Raw genomic sequence first — 18245 nt, 5'->3', positions numbered from 1 at the left:
GCTTAGATTTTTATATTCTTTTAGTCGACCGCTTTTTTTGTCTCCAACATTCTGTAGCCGATTCCTATCTCAGTTAAAATATATTCCGGTTCTACTGGATTTTCTTCGATCTTTTTACGAATATTCGACATATTGACTCTTAGTGTCTGGCTTTCATTGCTGTATGGTCCCCAGACTTTTTGAGAAATATAGGTGTGTGTCAAAACCTTTCCCATATTTTCACCTAAGACTTGGATGATCTTGTATTCGTTTGGCGTCAAGTGAATGATTTGTCCTCGTTTTGTCACTTGATGATGTTCAATATCGATACACAAATCTCCATTTATGATTTGTTTAACTTCTTGTGTATTCGAATGAGCCGCCGCATGACGTAAGGCTGTTCTGATCCTAGCCAAAAGCTCAGGAGTGCCAAACGGCTTGGTGATATAGTCATCAGCTCCAAGATCTAAGGCTTCTACCTTATGATCCTCATGATCCCGAGCTGAAATAATGATGATCGGTATAGAGGAGGCTGCCCGAATACTTTTCAATACATCCATCCCATCTTGATCTGGTAAGCCAAGGTCCAGCAAAATCAAATCGACAGGCCACATTCGATACGTCGACAAGCCTTCAAGAGCCGAGCGTGCGATATAGATCGTGTGTTTTTCTTTTTCTAAAACGGCGCCCATAAACTCTGCAATTACATCATCATCTTCTATGATTAAAATCGTTGCCATTTATAGTTGCTCCTTTCTTTCCAGCGGGAGTGTAAAGGTAAAGAATGCGCCCCCTTGTGGTCGATTGCCGGCGTTTAGTGCCCCATCGTGTGCTAAGATGATCGTTTTTACAATGGATAATCCGATGCCCATGCCATTTTTTGAATCGACGGGTGTACTTTGCTGGTTCATTCCGCTGAATAGACCTTTCAGCTGTTCTGAAGTTAAGCCCTGTCCTTGATCTGCCACTTCGAATACAGCATCATTTTCAGCTAGTGAGACCGTCACAAAAATCGCTGATCGGCAATTGGAATGACGAATAGCATTTTCCATCAAATTAAAAAGCACTTGTTCGATCAAAATAGAATCCATCGGTACTAAAACAAATTCTTCTGGTAAAGAAACCTTGATTTCACTTGTTGGATAGCTTTTTCTAATTCGCTGAATCGCCGAAGCAACAACTTCTTCAACCGCTTCTTTACGTTTTGCGACTTTCATAGTTTCCTCATTGATCCGAGTGATCGATAATAGATTTTCTACCATACGAATCAACCAGTCTGCATCCTCTTTGATCCCAACCAGTAGTTTTTGTTTCGTTTCTGTAGGCAGTAAAGTACTTTTATCTTCTGCAAGAATAGCTTCAACTGAGCCCGAAATCCCTGTGAGCGGTGTACGCAGATCATGTGAGATCGCCCGCAATAAATTCCCGCGCATTCGTTCTTTTTCACTTTCAAATAAGATTTGCTGACGCTCTGAGGTGAGTATATTTTGTTCGAGGGCAAGTGCCAACTGTGTCGAGATCAGCTCTAGGAAGCTAATGATTTCATCCGTGATCGGGTTCTCTTTACTTTTTTCAATACCGATCACAGCTAAGGTTGCACCATTTGATAGTACTGGTAGATAGAGTGCTTTAGCCCCCATCAATGTATCTGTTCCATAACCAGCCTGCTTTTGATTGACAAAGACCCAATTTGCGACTGCCAATTCTTCCAAACTTCTTAACGGCCCTTTGATCGGTGCGCCATTTGGTTCTTTGACTTCCTGTTCATCATAAAGCACGACTTCACGATCCAGCATGTTCGATAGATAGTCGGCAGTTGTTGCTAGAATTTCTTTTTGATCATGAGTTACTAAGTATTTTTTATTTAGCTCATATAAAATTTCCAACTGATGTTCACGTTTCATCGCATAAAAAGCCTGTTTTTTGATCTGCATCATCAAATTACTGACTAACAAAGCAACCAAAAGCATAAAAAAGAGGGTCAATGGGTAGCCTTGTTTATAGACTGTCAATGAATAAAGCGGCGCTACAAAAAACCAATTGAACATCAGCACACTAGCAATCGATGCTAGCGCTGTCCATAAATAACCCGTTGTGGCTCTAGCTACCAATAATACAAATAAGATGTAGATCAGAATCAGATTTTGGTCGCCAATATGAAAGTACGAACCTAATTCTGATAAAATAGTCGCCATCGCCAACAACCCCAGTGTCATATAAAAATCTTTCCAAGTGAAAACGGTATTCAGATTTTTTTTCTTTGCAGCATATTTATTCAAAAGATACTTATTTGACTGATAAGGCACTAAATGGATGTCCACATCCGGGATGAAGGAAACAAGCTCATCTTCTAGATCCGGCCGATATAAGCGAATGAAACGAGAGCGATTGATGACTTTCCCCATCACAAGATCCGTGACACCGCGCATTTTGACATACTGGATGATCGTAGCTCTTTGATTATCACTTTCTAAAGTGATCACTTCACCGCCTAATTTCGTTGCTAATTTTGCGTTTTCTGACTCGGAATGCTCAGACAGATCTTCTAAAATTTCCAATGCGATCCACTCAGTTCCCAATGCTTGTGCTAATCGAGCGGTCCAACGTAAACATTTTTTAGTCATTTCAGGATTTTTCTCATCAATAACTGTTAGTAATTTAGAATGGATTCCTGTACTCTTTTGCGTTTCCTGTTGATTTGTCGTATTGATATGATCGGAGGCTTTACGTATGGCAAGTCCTCTTAACAGTGTGAGATTGTCCGAGGTAAAAAAGTTCGCCATCGCTTTTTTGGCGTTTTCTGAATGATAGATCTTCCCTTGTTTTAGACGCTCTAAAAGCTCTTCTGTTTCAATATCAACGACTTTTAAAGCACTTGCTTCAAAAAAAGTATCTGGAACTGTTTCGGAAATATGAACACCTGTTACTTGTTCAACGATATCATTCAAGCTTTCGATATGCTGAACATTCACTGTCGTATAAACATCGATTCCAGCTTTCAATAATTCTTCGATATCCTGATATCTTTTTTTGTTGCGGGCGCCCACAGCATTTGTATGAGCCAATTCATCCACTAAAATAAGATCCGGCTTTTCTTTTAGAGCAGCATCTACATCAAACTCTCGGATCGTGATTCCTTTGTAGGTGTACTTTTTAGTCGGCATAATGGGAAGCCCTTTGACCAAGGCTTCTGTCTCAGGTCTAGCATGAGGTTCTACATACCCCACGACGACTGTCTTTCCTTCTGCTTGTTGCTCATGCGCTTCTTTCAGCATAGCATAAGTCTTTCCTACCCCTGCAGCATAACCGAAGAAAACCTTCAGTCTACCAGACCTCAGGCTTTGTTCGTTTTTCTTCCATTTCTCTAATAAGTATTCTGGATCTAACCGTTCCTCAGTCACGTTGATACCATCCTTTATTTAGCCTCATCCAGCATTTGATTGACGCCTAACACATTGATCCGTCTTGAGTCTGCTGGTCCGATTTTGAGCCCCGTGATATTTTGTTTGATTATATCACGGACCTCTTCTTTTTTCATCGTTCTCGCTGAGGCGATTCGTGAAACCTGAAGCATTGCAGCATCGAGCGAGATTTCTGGATCAACACCACTGGCTGAAGCGGTGACCAATTCGATCGGAACTTCTTTTGAATCTGCTTGTTCGATTCTTTCATCAATCAATTTTTGTTGTTCTTTTGATACTGGCGAAAGCTGACTGACTGTCGTTGGTCGTCCATGTAAATATTTATCCGCTGAAAACTCTTGTCCAATCAATTTGGAGCCGATGATCTGCTTTTTCCCTGCTTTTTCTGTTTTTACTAAACTGCCGTTAGCTTGAGATGAAAAAAGCACTTGACCGACCGCAGTGACAGCTGCTGTATAAAACACACCGCACAATAAGGTGAATACTACGAGACTCTTTAATGAGGCAATCATTGTTTTTTTCACTGTTTTTTCTCTCCTCTTTATATAAACTACGAACTAATACAATAAAAATGTGAGACAAAGGTCGATCAATTTGATCGCAATAAACGGCGCGACTACTCCGCCTAAACCATATACCAGCAAGTTGTGACGCAGTATTTGACTGGCTGGTTTTTCTTTATACGGAACACCTTTCAATGCAAGAGGGATCAACGCTACAATGATAAACGCATTATAGATGATCGCTGATAAAATAGCCGTTGTCGGATTTGTCAGTTTCATGATATTCAGTGCTTCTAAAGAAGGATAAATACTGAAAAATAAAACAGGGATGATCGCGAAATATTTTGCGATATCATTGGCGATGCTAAAGGTCGTCAATGCACCGCGTGTCATCAACAGCTGTTTACCGATCTTAACAATACTGATCAATTTCGTTGGACTGGAATCCAGATCGATCATATTACCGGCTTCTTTAGCCGCTTGCGTCCCTGTATTCATCGCAACAGCAACATCTGCTTGAGCAAGCGCCGGTGCATCATTTGTCCCATCTCCAGTCATGGCAACCAAGTGTCCTTTTTCTTGGTAATCACGGATCAAGCTCATCTTATTTTCCGGTGTTGCTTCTGCCAGAAAGTCATCTACACCAGCTTCTGCAGCAATTGCTGCAGCAGTCATCGGATTGTCCCCTGTGATCATGATCGTTTTGATCCCCATTTTACGTAGATCATCAAATTTTTCTTTTACTCCGTTTTTGACGATATCTTTCAAATAAATCACGCCAAATACTTGATTGTTTTTAACAACAACTAACGGTGTTCCACCTTCGTTGGCTACACGTTGGACGATCTGATCACATTCTTCAGGGTATTGATTGCCTTTTTCTTCCACATAATTTTTCATTGTATCAGCCGCACCTTTACGGATTTCATCCCCTTGATAATCGATGCCGCTCATTCTAGTCTTAGCGGTAAATTCAATAAATTCAACGTCTACATGATTAAGCTCACGTCCGCGGATATCAAATTTTTCCTTTGCTAAAATGACGATGCTTCGCCCTTCGGCTGTTTCATCTGCTAAAGAAGAAAGCTGTGCTGCATCCGCCAATTCATATTCAGACACCCCTGCCACAGGGATAAATTCACTAGCGCGACGATTCCCTAAGGTGATCGTTCCTGTTTTATCTAGTAATAAAATATCCACATCTCCAGCCGCTTCGATTGCCCGTCCGCTCATGGCGATCACATTTTCTTTATTCAAACGGCTCATGCCCGCGATCCCGATCGAAGAAACTAATGCACCGATCGTTGTCGGCGCCAAGCATACCAATAACGCGGTGATCACAGTCAATGCTAATGCAGAGCCATTTCCAACCAATTCACTGGAAAATTTAGTAAATGGCAGTAAAGTAGCCGAAACAAAAAGAAAAATAATCGTCAACATGATCAAAATGATTTGTAAACCAATTTCATTTGGTGTCTTTTTACGTTCAGTTCCTTCCACCATAGAAATCATTTTATCTAAAAAAGATTCGCCATTTTCAGCTGTTACTTTGATCACCAAATAGTCAGAAACGACCGTTGTCCCTCCTGTTACTGCACTTCGGTCACCTCCTGATTCTCTGATCACTGGTGCTGATTCTCCTGTGATCGCACTTTCATCAACAGAGGCAGCTCCATCGATCACATCGCCATCCATAGGAATTTGTTCATTTGCGCAAACGTAAACGAGGTCGCCTTTTTTCAGCTCTGATGATTTGACCTCGCTGAATTTTTTCAGCTCAGCGTCTTCTACTGAAGCAACTTTATGCGCAATGACATCTTTTTTTGCCTGCTTTAAACTTTCTGCCTGAGCCTTGCCTCTTCCTTCTGCGATCGCTTCAGCAAAATTTGCAAATAAAATCGTCAACCATAAAATCAATGCGATCGCTAGAATAAAGAATGGTTCTGTGTCTGTGTATCCTGTAAAAGTCAAAATATAAAGAACGGTCGTTAGCATTGCGCCGAGGTAAACAACCAACATGACAGGATTTTTTATTTGAACAGCGGGAGCTAATTTTTTAAAGGAAGACCGCAAAGCGTCTAAATAAACGGTGCGTTTACTTTGTGTTTTTTTCAATTTTTTCCCCTTCTTTGCTTTATTTAGTTATGAAATGTTCAGCGATCGGGCCTAATGCCATTGCTGGTAAAAAGCTTAGTGCTCCTACGACTAAAATCACGATGATCAGCATCGTCACAAAGGTCGCATTCGTTGTTGATAATGAGCCTGATCCTGTGGCAACGATTTTCTTTTTCCCTAAATTAGAGGCCAAATAAATCACTGCCAACATAGGAATAAAACGAGATAGGATCATGATCACACCACCAAGCAAATTCATAAATGGCGTATCTACAGTCAATCCGGCAAATGCACTTCCGTTATTATTTGCTAATGAAGAAAAGGCATAGAGGATCTCTGAAAATCCGTGAGGGCCCTGATTGCCTAACCAGCTCATTGCCTGAGGATTCAAAATAAACAACATTGTTCCGATCAAGGTCAATAACAGCGGAGTCAAAATCACTAAGCAAACCATTTTCATATCAAAAGGCTCGATTTTTTTCCCTAAATATTCGGGTGTTCGTCCAACCAATAAACCTGCAATAAAAATGGCTAGTAAAATAAAGACGATCATGCCATAAAGTCCACTGCCAGCTCCGCCAAAGATGATTTCACCAAGCTGCATCAAGAACATCGGCAGCAAACCGCCCAGCGGTGTGAAACTGTCTAGCATCGCATTGACCGAACCATTTGACGCAGCAGTCGTACTAACAGCCCATAAACTTGACCAGCCAATACCAAAACGTGTTTCTTTTCCTTCAAGGTTCATTTGACCGATCACTTGCTGAAACTGTGGTCCGTAATATTCACTCAAGGTCACACCGATCAAAGCTGCGATCAAAAAACCAAGAGACACGATCATGATCGTTCTGCCTTGCTTCCAGTCCTTGACGAATAATCCAAAAGCAACGATCAAAGCAGCTGGTATCAGTAAAATAGAAATATTTTCAATAAAATTACTGATCAAATTAGGGTTTTCAAAAGGATAAGCAGAGTTTCCACCATAGTAGCCGCCACCATTTGTTCCTAATTGTTTGATCGCCACTTGACTGGCTACAGTTCCCAACGGTAAAAAGATTTTTTCTCCAAGCTCTAAACTCGTTGTTTCAACCGATCCAGCAAAGGTTTGAACAACACCTTGAGAGATCAAAAGGAGCGATACGATAAAAGAGAGTGGTAATAATACATATAAAATGATTCTCGTTAAATCTTGCCAGAAGTTTCCAATCTGCTTCGTTGTCCGATTCACAAAACCACGAAGTAAAACAAATAAAACGGCAATTCCTACACCAGCAGAAACAAAATTCTGAACGGTTAAGCCAAATGCCTGACTAAAAATCGACAATGATTCTTCTCCTGCATACGCCTGCCAGTTCGTATTTGTTACAAAGCTTGCCGCTGTATTAAAAGCAAGGGATACGTTCATTCCTGGCATCTTCTCTGGATTTAGCGGTAAAAACCCCTGTGTCACAAGCATACCCATCAGTAGTAAAAACGAGAACAAACTGAAAAACAGGACACTTGCACCGTATTGTTTTGCGGTCATCGCTTTTTGTGCCGGACTGCCTAAAAACTGATATATTTTTGTCTCAACTGGCGCAAGTATCCTTGTCATAAATGTTTTCTGTCCAGTCATGACCTTATTCATATAAACACCTAATGGAATCGCTAACCCTATCAGCACAATAAAAAAGAAGAACTGCTGTATCAAAATAGTACTCACTGTTGATCCCCCCAAAGTAGTTGGTAAAATAAATAAATAAGCAATAACGCTGCGATAATTCCAGAAATAATCGTCATCAAAATTCCTCTCCTTCATTTGATAAAAAAATGATATCAGTTTTTATATAAAGATAGTGTTAAAGTGGAGGGATTTTCTTTATAGAATCTTTATACGTGAAGAAGAACCTATTTATCCGTATTTATGCGTATTTTATTTTGTCGCCTTTTCTTACAGTTTTGCGACTGAAAGGAGGTGTGCTTGATGTTATTGGCATTTCTTTGTCCACTTCTTGTCGGGATTTTGCTAGCTCTATTCGAGTATTGGTTAAATAACAGAAAGAAGAAGTGAAAATAGGCGACAAAAAAAGACCCCCTAGAGTCCCAAGCTCTAGGGGGTTTGTGTACTTGATGTTTTTGGCTTTCAAAGGTAGTATACCATGATCAGCATTTAAACATCAAGAAGAATGTTATATTTTACATTAATTTCTCAATATCTCCAGCGATTTTCTCTGGTTCTACTGTTGGTGCAAAACGCTTCACGACCTTGCCTTCACGATCAACTAAAAACTTCGTGAAGTTCCATTTGATCGCTCCACCTAAAAGTCCGCCTTTTTCGCCTTTTAAAAAAGCATATAATGGGTCAACATCTTCACCATTCACATCGATTTTTCCAAATGTTTCAAAGGTCGTTTGATACGTCAATTGACAAAAATCGCTGATTTCCTGATTCGTTCCTGGCGCTTGATGCCCAAACTGATTACAAGGAAAATCCAGAATTTCAAATCCTTGCTCTTTATACTCTTTATATAATTTTTCTAATCCCTCATATTGTGGAGTAAAACCGCAGCCGGTCGCCGTATTGACGATCAACAGGACTTTCCCTTTGTATTTCTCTAGCGAAACTGTATCGTTGTCAGTCGTCTTTACTTGATAGTCATAAATACTCATCCTCTATCATCCTCTCTATACTCTTTTCTAAATACTAGCTAGTCAAAAGGGATTCGTCAAGAATACACGCTTCAATAATAAATCGGAGTCATTTCCAACAAAACAATGCCGTTCGTATCTAATGTTACAAAGTAATGAAAGGTTTCTTGAATGTGTACATCAAATACTCTCATCTTAGGCCGACTTTTATTCATAATATATTCCTGTGCTTCCAGATCAAGTGACGCCGCATTTTTAAATTCTTCATAAGTATAAAACAATGCGCCATTGTAGCGATTAAACTCAATTTGCTTGACCTGATACTGTGCTGGCTTGATTTTCGATAGATCCAGTTCGATATTTACCGAATGGCTTTTTAAGAAAGCTTCCTCCGTAGAAAGGTGCGGATCAAAATAATTAGTATTGAACAGCAATAGCTGATATTTCCCATTGTTATCCGTCATTATATACTCTTCTCCTGCCGCTACAACAGTTCCACCCAGTCGACGTGCTAGCCATAAGCAAAAATACACTGGACGTTTGCCGCTATGATAATGAAAAAGTTCCAATCCATCATTTTTCAGCGGACGATTTTGAGTGTTGACCTCATATAGATCGATATTCAGCCAAAAACCATAGCCCTGTAGTAATGGCGTCAACATCAACAAATCTTTTAGAATGATCGCTCCTCTAAAGAATGTACCGTTACTGATACGCGTCATTCCTGTCAATGTATTCCACTCCGTTAAATATAAGGGTAATTTCACGTCAAACTCTTTCATGAGATGCTTGATATAGAATGTTTTATTCAGCACATATTGATGATAATTCTTTAAATCGGGAAACGTGCTGTCTAAATTCCTAAACACATAATTCGGTTCCGCCGAAAACGAAACAAATTTACAAAAAGGAGCAATTTCTTTAAAGAAAAATCGGAATGAGCTCAACTCATCATATTCAAAGAATGGATCATCTAAAGACAATTCTGCACCTATTTCGATTTCTGGGAATTGGCTATCTATGATTTTCTTCAGCTCCAAAAATTCAGAATGATAATTGTCTGTCTGCTGCTCTTCAAACCGGCAATTGATTTTCCAGTGTGTCAACATCTGTTTACCGAACGTACTTTGAACATGTCTGAAAAATTTACGATAATTTTCTCGTTCATAGGCACCCATTGCCCTGAACTTTGGCAATGATAGTTGAAAAAATAGGCGGAATCGATGTTCATTCAAAAATGCCAATATACAATCCAGCTTTTCAAAGGCTGGAAAAGAGTTCATTCCAGCTTCTTGATGAATCTGAACGGTCAGCGGCAACTGAGCATATAAGGAATGCACACTGATGTAATCGATTCCTATTTGTTCATTCAATTCAATAAGTTCTTCTTGCACCTTTTTCAACGCTAAATTTTCCAGAGTACCGACCTTGATGATCACTTCTTTCTTTTGATAATCTGTCACTGTTTTTTCACAAGTAATCTGTAATTGCTTAGTTTTTAATGAAAGCTCAGAGCTCTGAGCTTCTTCTAACGTCGTCTGAAGATAGCTATATAATGGGGGCAAAATTTCTTTGATCGTTAAATCAGCAGTAGATGCTTTCAAATGCAGCGTTGGGCTGACTTCTTTTTTAGATAAATGGGCGAAACGATAGTCTGTTGGCGACACCTGAAAAAGCTTCTTGAACTGTTCCCGATAGGTCTTACTACTATGAAACCCTACATCAAGAGCAATTTGTTCAATACTTTTTTTCGTATAAAGCAGCTCTGTTAAGCTATGCTTGACCGCAAGTGATCGAACATAATGGGAAAAATAATCACCTGTTTCCTTTTTAAAAAATTTGGATAATGTCGGTTCTGACATAAAAAAGTGCTCTGCCGTCTCTGCTAAAGACACTCCTCTCTGATAATTATTTTCAATATATTCCAAGATATCTCTCAATGTCTGATTTTCTGAATGTAGCGCCGTACTCTCTTCTTCCCTTTGAAAATTGTGTACCAAAGACAAAATAATTTGGGTCAAGTATAACGAAGCTTTTAATTGCTTAGCGGATTCCTCACTGAATTTGACTAAACATAACTCAGCGATCTGTCTTCTTAAGGATAAAACTGCATGCAATTTCCCATATTCTTTTTGCTTAGGTCGACAATCAAAGTACGTGTAGAAAAAAGCTGGAAACTGGGAAGCAAAGAACAGACTATTGATAGTCAATTCAATATAAAAACAGGATTCATGTGTCTGTCTACTCAAGACAAAATAATCACTGGCATTGATCACAAACAGTTCTCCAGCTTGGATCGTTTCGCTTTTTTCTTCTATCGTAATCAACAATTTCCCTTTTAAAACGAGCAGAATCGTTGTTTCTTTGGCTAATTCTTGTCTTTCATCAGTCAATTGATGATAACGAACGTGATAATTTTCATTTGCAATCATTTGTTTGCTCCTTTATCAGATTTCTCTAATATTGTAGCACATTTCAGAAAATATCGTTCTTTAACAAGTTGTTTATTTTCTCATATTTTGTTTAATAAAAATTATCCTGAATTTAAGAAAATATCCGCATTGTCTTAGTCAAAAATAGGTATAAACTATGGAGTGTATTTGAAAGGAGATTCACAAAGAATGGATATTAAAACCCAATTATTTACGTTGCTTCAACAAAAAGAAGCTGAAATGATCAAGATTCGCAGACATTTTCACGAGAATCCAGAATTATCATTTCATGAAACCAAGACTGCACAATATATTGCTGACTTTTATGCGGGCAAAGATTGTGAAGTAAAAACACATATCGGCGGCGGAAATGGTCTTTTAGTCGATATTCATGGCGGTAAAAAAGGACCTGTTTTGGCGATTCGAGCAGATTTTGATGCTTTGCCGATCCAAGAAGATACAGGTCTGGATTTTTCCTCTAAGACTGATGGCGTGATGCATGCCTGTGGTCATGATGGCCATACCGCTTACATGATGATTCTAGCAGATTCTTTGATCGAGCTGAAAGATCAGTTGCCTGGTACGATCCGAATCATTCATCAACCTGCTGAAGAAGTTCCGCCAGGCGGAGCCAAAGGAATGATCGAAGCCGGTTGTTTAGACGGTGTGGATCACGTTTTAGGTATCCATGTCATGAGTATGATGCCTTTAGGGGATGTCCTTTATCACAAAGGCTCTGTTCATACCGGCCGTGCAACCTTTAAAGTCGTTTTACAAGGAAAAGGCGGGCATGGTTCAACACCTCAGGATGCAAACGATACGATCGTTGCTGCTTCACAATTCGTGACTGCTGTCCAAACGATCGTCAGCCGCCGCATCGATCCTTTCGATACAGCCACTGTAACGATCGGTTCATTTGATGGCAAAGGGTCAGCGAATGTAATCAAAGATTCCGTTACTCTTGAAGGCGATGTACGGATCATGAAGGAAGAAACACGTGGAATCGTGGAAAAAGAATTTAAACAAATTTTAGATGGTGTCTGCAAGGCGTTTGGTATTGAGTACGATCTTGATTATGCCAATGATTATCCTGTTTGTGTCAATGATGAACAAACAACTGAAATGGTCGCAGCAGCACTTACAGAAGCGCAAATTCCCGAAATCAAACATTTAGTAGAATGCGGTCCGCAAACACCTTCTGAAGACTTCGCTTATTATGCTAAAGAACGTCCAAGTTGTTTCTTTTTCGTTGGCGCACACAAAGAAGGCACGCCGATGTATCCACATCACCATCCAAAATTTTATATCGATGAAGACTGCTTGCTGATCGCAGCAAAATCAATGGGAGCAGCCGTTTTACATTACTTATCTGAAGGAGTTTAATCATGAAAGCAACAACACACACAGCAGAAACTGCAACATATAAAGGAACAAATAAATTATTAGTTGGGATCGTTTTGAGCGTATTGACCTATTGGTTATTCGCTCAATCGTTACTCAATATGGCTCCGGATGTTCAGCGTGACTTAGGGGTTTCATCAGGTATTTTAAGCATTGGTATTTCTATGACGGGGTTATTCTCCGGTATCTTTATCGTCGTTGCCGGCGGTTTAGCCGATAAATTAGGCAGAATGAAATTGACTTATATCGGTCTGATTTTAAGTGTGATCGGATCAGGTGCATTAGTCGTGGCCCATGGTCCAGCGTTATTTATCGGTGGTCGTATTTTACAAGGTTTATCCGCTGCTTGTATCATGCCGGCGACAATGGCTTTAGTAAAAACATATTATGAAGGAAAAGACCGCCAACGGGCACTAAGCTACTGGTCGATCGGTTCTTGGGGCGGTTCAGGCTTTTGTTCTTTCTTCGGCGGAGCGATCGCTAGTTCTTTAGGTTGGCGCTATGTATTTGTTTTTTCAATCATTATTTCTATTATCAGCGCACTATTGATCTTCGGTACTCCTGAAAGCAAAGTCGAAACAAACAGCAACAGCAAATTCGATACAGTTGGTTTACTTCTCTTTATTATTTCAATGGTCGCTTTGAATATCGTTGTTTCTAAAGGTTCTGAATTAGGCTGGACCAGTCCGATCGTCTTGATTTTAGCTGTCATCATAATAGCTGGATTGATCGCCTTTTACAAAGTTGAACAAGCGATCGACAACAGTTTCGTAGAATTTTCACTCTTTGAAAACCGCGGCTATCTCGGTGCGACGATCTCAAACTTCTTATTAAACGCTGTCGCTGGAACATTGATCGTTATTAATACGTATGTCCAACAAGGACGCGGCCTTTCATCAGCTAAAACAGGAATGCTTTCTATTGGTTACCTTTGCTTAGTGTTGATCACGATCCGTATTGGGGAAAAATTATTGCAAACGATCGGTGCTAAAAAACCGATGCTTTGGGGAACCATCCTCTCAGGTTTAGGTGTTGGTCTGATGGCGTTGACCATGATCACAGGTACAGCTTATTTTGTCCTTGTTTTTATCGGCTATAGCTTGTTTGGTATGGGACTTGGTATGTATGCAACACCGTCTACCGATACAGCGATTTCAAGTGTACCGAATGAAAAAGCAGGGGTTGCATCCGGTATTTACAAAATGGCCAGCTCTCTAGGCGGCGCACTCGGCGTAGCAATTTCTGCAGCTGTTTATAACGGCTTGAGTGCATCAGGGAATTACACATTAGGTGCCACAGGCGGATTACTAACGAATATCCTGTTTTGTGTATTAGCATTAGGCTCTATTCTTTTTATCATTCCAAAAGAAAAACGTAATTAAATTAGTCTTATTTCATAAATTGGAGGAAATACGGATGAACAATCAAGAAGCATTACAATTATTAAAAGAAGTCGTTCAAATCAAAAGTATTTTAGGAGAAGAAAAGCAAGTGGCTGACAAGCTTGAAGCGCTATTCAACTCCTATGATATTCCTTGTGAGCAAGTGACTTACAGTGACGGACGAAGCCAGCTGGTCGCTACGTTGAAAGGCACTGCATCTGGTCCTGTTTTAGGTTTTTCTGGTCATATGGATGTTGTGCCTGTCGGAGAAATCCCTTGGGATGAAGATCCATTTGCAGCAGTTGAAAAAGATGGCTTGCTCTACGGCCGAGGCACTTGCGATATGAAGTCAGGGCTGATAGCAGCAGTTGTAGCTATGATCCGTTTAAAAGAAGCGGGCAGTCAGTTTAAAGGTAGTATCAAACTCTTAGCGACGGTTGGGGAAGAAACAAGCGCGATCGGATCAGGACAATTAGTCGATGAAGGCTATGCTGACGATCTTGATGCCTTAGTCATTGGTGAACCAACAAATGTAGAAATCGGTGTGGCTCATAAAGGTGCTTTATGGCCTCGAATCACAACTTACGGAAAAACAGCGCACGGTTCTATGCCTGATCAAGGTGTCAACGCAATCGAACATATGCTTTTGGTATTAAATGCATTTAAAGAAACCTTTGATTTCTCTAAATCTGTCGATGAATTAGTGGGCGCATCTACTTCTAGTCTGGACATTATCAACGGTGGTAACGGCACCAATGTTGTTCCCGATAAATGTACAGTAGAAATCGATATCCGCACGATCAAAGCACAAAATCACGCTGAGCTAAAACAACAATTCAACGATATGCTGGCCAAACTGACTGAAACTGTTCCGGGATTTAAAGCAGAAATCGAGTTTATTAACGATTTACCTTCAATGAGAACAGAGCTTGATGATCCATTTACCGTCTTGACACAAGAGGTCGTCTCTAAAGTAACAGGTAAACCTGCGAAGACCTTCGGCATGACAGGCTATACAGATGGTTCACAATTTGGACGAGTAGAAAAAGATTTTCCTATTTTGATCTTAGGTCCTGGTGAAACAAAATACGCTCACCAGCCAAATGAATTTGTAAATATCGATGACTTTTACCAAATGATCACGATCAATGAATCGATTGCTAAAGAGTATTTGAAATAGAGTGAAAAAAAGCCGAGATGGAAGAATTCATCTCGGCTTTTTTTCATTAACTTGTAGTCCTGTTTTACATCACTCATTGATAACCTCTTATATGTCGCTCTCATAAAAGCGGTGCAAAAAGACCACACACCCGACCTTTTATTTTTTTCCAACGGCTTCTTTCAGTAAGATCTACGTCAGTGATCTCAGTAGCTTTCTGCACATCCCTCCGATAATCCTCCGCCAATTTTTTTACCCCTTTTCCATTGTATAAAATAACAGAAACCTCATGATTGATATCAAAGCTGCGAATATCAAAATTCGTAGAACCAACAGTCGCGATCTTTTCATCGATAATCATCACTTTACAATGTAAAAAGGCTGTATTGTCATACTTATATACCTTGATCCCTGCACTGATCAGTGTTTCTAAATAAAAGTCATTTCCATAATACGAAAGCTTCCGGTCTCCTTTTCCCGGAATCAAGATTTCTACCTCGATCCCATTCCGGGCAACTCTTCTTAACAAAGCCAACATTTCATCATCTGGAACAAAATACGGGCTGGCGATCGATATCTTTGCGATTGCTGAATCGATCATATTAAAAAATACATCACGGATCACCCGTTCCTGATCATAGGGACCGCCATAAATGACCTGTCCCTCATCATCACCCGCATAATCGATCGGAAAATACTGTTCTGATAAAAATTCACTGGCACTCCCAGTTGTATTTTTCATATACAGCCAGTCATAAAGAAACGTTTCCTGTAGTTGTGTGACTACTGGCCCTTGTAGCCTCATATGTGTATCTCGCCAAGATGAAAATTTTTCAGTCAGACCTAAGTATTCATTGCCAATATTCAAGCCACCAGCGAAACCTATACGTCCATCGATCACGATCACTTTCCGGTGATTGCGCCAATTGGCTCTAAATAGGTGATAGAAGGTACGGATCGGATTAAAAATACAAACCTCTACATTCGCTTCTCGTAATGCGTTTAAATAGGCATCAGACAATTTCAATGACCCTAAGCCATCTACAGCAAAACGTACCTTGACACCTTCTTGCGCTTTTTTGATCAAAGATTTCTTCAATTTTTCAGCCAACTCATCTTCTTTGATGATGAAATAAAACAAATGGATATGCTCTTTTGCTTCTTCGATAGCGGTAAAAATAGCATCAAATGTCGCCTCACCATCTGTTAGGATATCAAAACGATTGCCTCCGAGCACTTTTTTCTCAGCTAAGCGTTCATTTTTGATCTTTAGCATGCTTGTCGGACTAGTATGATTTGTCTGAAGGGTTTGAACATATTCATGTAGATATTGCTGTTCTTTTTTTTGGATCGCTGTGCTTTTCAACTGGCTTCGACCAAAAAAAAGATACAAAAATATACCAACTATCGGTAGGCAATACAGTGTAAGTATCCAAGCAACCTTAATACTCGTCACATCTGTCCGTTTAAATAAAATATAAATACTCAATATAATAGCAATAAATTCAAAGAACATAAGAAAAACAAGCATCACTTGAGGAAAAAGAAGAAACAGTATTCCTATTCCAATAACTAGTACTGCTAATAAAACACCAAATTGCCGTATCGTTTGATTCATATCATTTCCTCTACTTTTCAACATTTTTTACGATCCCTATATATTATAAAGGTAGTAAACACTAAAAATAAAGCATAACGATAATTCATAGACAGTTGATTTTCTATCTAAAAAAGCGCTAAAACAAAAGTTGTCTATCAAGAAGTAGAGTCCAGAACAAAACGGTTTTCTAGTTTTTGTTCTGGACTCTTTTTACTATTAATATAAATACCCTAAATCACTGCCAACCGTTGGATAAAGCATAATCAATCGATCGATTTGTTCTGATCGTAACTTTTGATTGATCATGATAGTGAAAAGATTGATCAATTGATCGGCCTCATTACCTAAAATAGAGGCTCCTACTAATATTCCTGTCGCTTTTTCGGTTACGATCGTAGCTTTGACCAGCGGCTCATTGATGCGTTTGTATGTAAACCATTGTGACAGATCTAATTTTTGTACCTCATAGTTTTCAGCATCTAGTTTTTCTACATTTGTCAAACCAACTTGAGCAAGTTTAGGCGAGCTGAAAATAATGGTTGGTATAGTCGGATAGTTGATAGGCTCTTGTTTATTTTTTCCAATCAAATCCGCTAAATAACTGCCTTCAAAACTTGAAACGGGTGTCAATTTAGGGAATGATTTTTCTAAACAGTCTCCTAATGCATAAATGTTTTCAACACTCGTCTGCAAATAGTCATTTACGATAATTCCCTTTCGACTATAGTTTACTCCGATTTTTTCTAATCCTAAATTTTCTACATTGGGTATTCTTCCAGCTGCGCAAAAGACACGATCAACAAGTAATTCTCCACCGCTTGTCAAAGTTACATTGTATTTTTTCTCCTGCTTGACGATCTTTTCAGCAGATTCATTCAGATGAAAGTGAATTCCCCGAGCGCTCAACTGTTGGATCATTTCCTTGGTCAACTCTGCATCAAAGCCTTTCAATGGACGATCATTATGATGCAGCAAATGAACCTCTGCTCCACAGCTGTTCGCGATATTTGCCAATTCCAGTGAAATATAACCGCCGCCGACAAAAATCATTGTTTCTGGTAATTCTTGCATGCTGAGAAATTCAGTACTTGTCTCAAAATATTCCTTGCCGGGAATAGTGAGAATGGCTGGTCTTTGACCTGTTGCTATGATGAATCTATCTGCTTGATATTCCTGTTCTGCCACAGTAATGGTGTGCTCATCTTTAAACACAGCCTGTCCGTAAATCGTTTGAATACCTGCGCTATCCAAGCCAGCTTTTTGTTCAGTTGGAACGTGCTGAGTGAAGGTTTCTTTGTAAGCCATCAATTCACGCCAATTGATTTTAGGTACGGTAGAAAAACCATGATGTTCAAGCTGCTGAACGGCATCTTGCGCTTCTATTGCCCCATACAATACTTTCTTCGGATCACATCCTCGGTTAGGACATGTGCCACCCCAAAGATCCGCTTCAACAACAGCAATTTTTTTACCACTAGCCGCTAGATCGTACGCCGCTGCCATTCCGCCAGGCCCACTACCGATGATGATTATGTCAAATTTTGCCATACTGATTCCTCCTTTGATCCATTCTATATCTCTAAGGACTTCACAATTCAATTATATCAAAGGAGGAAACGACCGC

14 protein-coding genes are annotated in these 18245 nt (G+C 39.7%); 4 read left to right on the top strand and 10 right to left on the bottom strand.

Translation table 11 applies throughout. From position 1 onward, the window contains the following. Window positions 1-20: 20 nt before the first annotated feature. From IGI58_RS10960 to kdpF, 6 genes are read right to left on the bottom strand one after another with little or no spacing between them, the layout of a single operon-like run. Entirely contained in the window at window positions 21-719 is a 699-nt protein-coding gene (locus tag IGI58_RS10960; RefSeq protein WP_225534814.1) for a response regulator, read from the bottom strand. Beyond that, window positions 720-3380 (bottom strand): DUF4118 domain-containing protein, encoded by a 2661-nt coding sequence (locus IGI58_RS10955; RefSeq protein WP_429953367.1) that lies wholly within the window; start codon window positions 3378-3380, stop codon window positions 720-722. Between the two features lie 14 nt (window positions 3381-3394). After that, entirely contained in the window at window positions 3395-3925 is a 531-nt protein-coding gene (locus IGI58_RS10950) for a potassium-transporting ATPase subunit C (protein WP_429953368.1), read from the bottom strand. A gap of 33 nt (window positions 3926-3958) precedes the next feature. Next, complete coding sequence (gene kdpB / locus IGI58_RS10945) at window positions 3959-6019, bottom strand: potassium-transporting ATPase subunit KdpB (protein WP_429953369.1); 2061 nt, start codon at window positions 6017-6019, stop codon at window positions 3959-3961. Between the two features lie 19 nt (window positions 6020-6038). Next, window positions 6039-7721, bottom strand: a complete 1683-nt coding sequence (gene kdpA / locus IGI58_RS10940; RefSeq protein WP_429953371.1) for a potassium-transporting ATPase subunit KdpA — start codon at window positions 7719-7721, stop codon at window positions 6039-6041. After that, window positions 7718-7798, bottom strand: coding sequence for a K(+)-transporting ATPase subunit F (gene kdpF, locus IGI58_RS10935; RefSeq protein WP_087642151.1), 81 nt, complete (start codon window positions 7796-7798; stop codon window positions 7718-7720). The genes kdpA and kdpF overlap by 4 nt, the downstream gene beginning before the upstream one ends. A gap of 184 nt (window positions 7799-7982) precedes the next feature. Between kdpF and IGI58_RS10930 the strand changes: the two genes are divergently transcribed. Continuing rightward, complete coding sequence (locus IGI58_RS10930) at window positions 7983-8069, top strand: type I toxin-antitoxin system Fst family toxin (RefSeq protein WP_140405355.1); 87 nt, start codon at window positions 7983-7985, stop codon at window positions 8067-8069. 125 nt (window positions 8070-8194) lie between these two features. Here the strand turns inward: IGI58_RS10930 and IGI58_RS10925 are convergent, their stop codons facing one another. Further along, complete coding sequence (locus IGI58_RS10925) at window positions 8195-8668, bottom strand: glutathione peroxidase (RefSeq protein ID WP_429953373.1); 474 nt, start codon at window positions 8666-8668, stop codon at window positions 8195-8197. A 71-nt stretch (window positions 8669-8739) separates the two neighbouring features. Next, a complete protein-coding gene (locus IGI58_RS10920; protein WP_429953374.1) occupies window positions 8740-11079 on the bottom strand; it encodes a helix-turn-helix domain-containing protein in 2340 nt (779 codons plus the stop codon). 189 nt (window positions 11080-11268) lie between these two features. Here IGI58_RS10920 and IGI58_RS10915 point away from each other — a divergent pair, with 189 nt between their 5' ends. Genes IGI58_RS10915 through IGI58_RS10905 form a run of 3 tightly spaced genes read left to right on the top strand, consistent with a single transcriptional unit; the run spans window position 11269 to window position 15042 of the window. Further along, on the top strand, window positions 11269-12462 hold the full coding sequence (locus tag IGI58_RS10915; protein WP_225534808.1) for a M20 family metallopeptidase: 1194 nt from the start codon (window positions 11269-11271) through the stop codon (window positions 12460-12462). A gap of 2 nt (window positions 12463-12464) precedes the next feature. Then, complete coding sequence (locus tag IGI58_RS10910; RefSeq protein ID WP_429953375.1) at window positions 12465-13862, top strand: MFS transporter; 1398 nt, start codon at window positions 12465-12467, stop codon at window positions 13860-13862. 34 nt (window positions 13863-13896) lie between these two features. Continuing rightward, window positions 13897-15042, top strand: a complete 1146-nt coding sequence (locus IGI58_RS10905) for an ArgE/DapE family deacylase (RefSeq protein WP_429953376.1) — start codon at window positions 13897-13899, stop codon at window positions 15040-15042. Window positions 15043-15142: 100 nt separating this feature from the next. Here the strand turns inward: IGI58_RS10905 and cls are convergent, their stop codons facing one another. Both cls and IGI58_RS10895 read right to left on the bottom strand, forming a co-directional pair. Continuing rightward, window positions 15143-16639, bottom strand: a complete 1497-nt coding sequence (cls, locus tag IGI58_RS10900; protein ID WP_429953378.1) for a cardiolipin synthase — start codon at window positions 16637-16639, stop codon at window positions 15143-15145. Window positions 16640-16837: 198 nt separating this feature from the next. After that, the gene (locus IGI58_RS10895; protein WP_429953379.1) at window positions 16838-18169 is read right to left on the bottom strand and encodes a dihydrolipoyl dehydrogenase family protein; all 1332 of its coding nucleotides are present in this window, start codon (window positions 18167-18169) and stop codon (window positions 16838-16840) included. Between the last annotated feature and the right edge of the window lie 76 nt (window positions 18170-18245).

Source organism: Enterococcus sp. AZ020, from assembly GCF_050499205.1.
Classification (GTDB): Bacteria; Bacillota; Bacilli; order Lactobacillales; family Enterococcaceae; genus Enterococcus_L; species Enterococcus_L dunnyi.
Note: the sequence above shows the minus strand (reverse complement) of the source record. Positions and strands in the feature narration are given on the sequence as shown.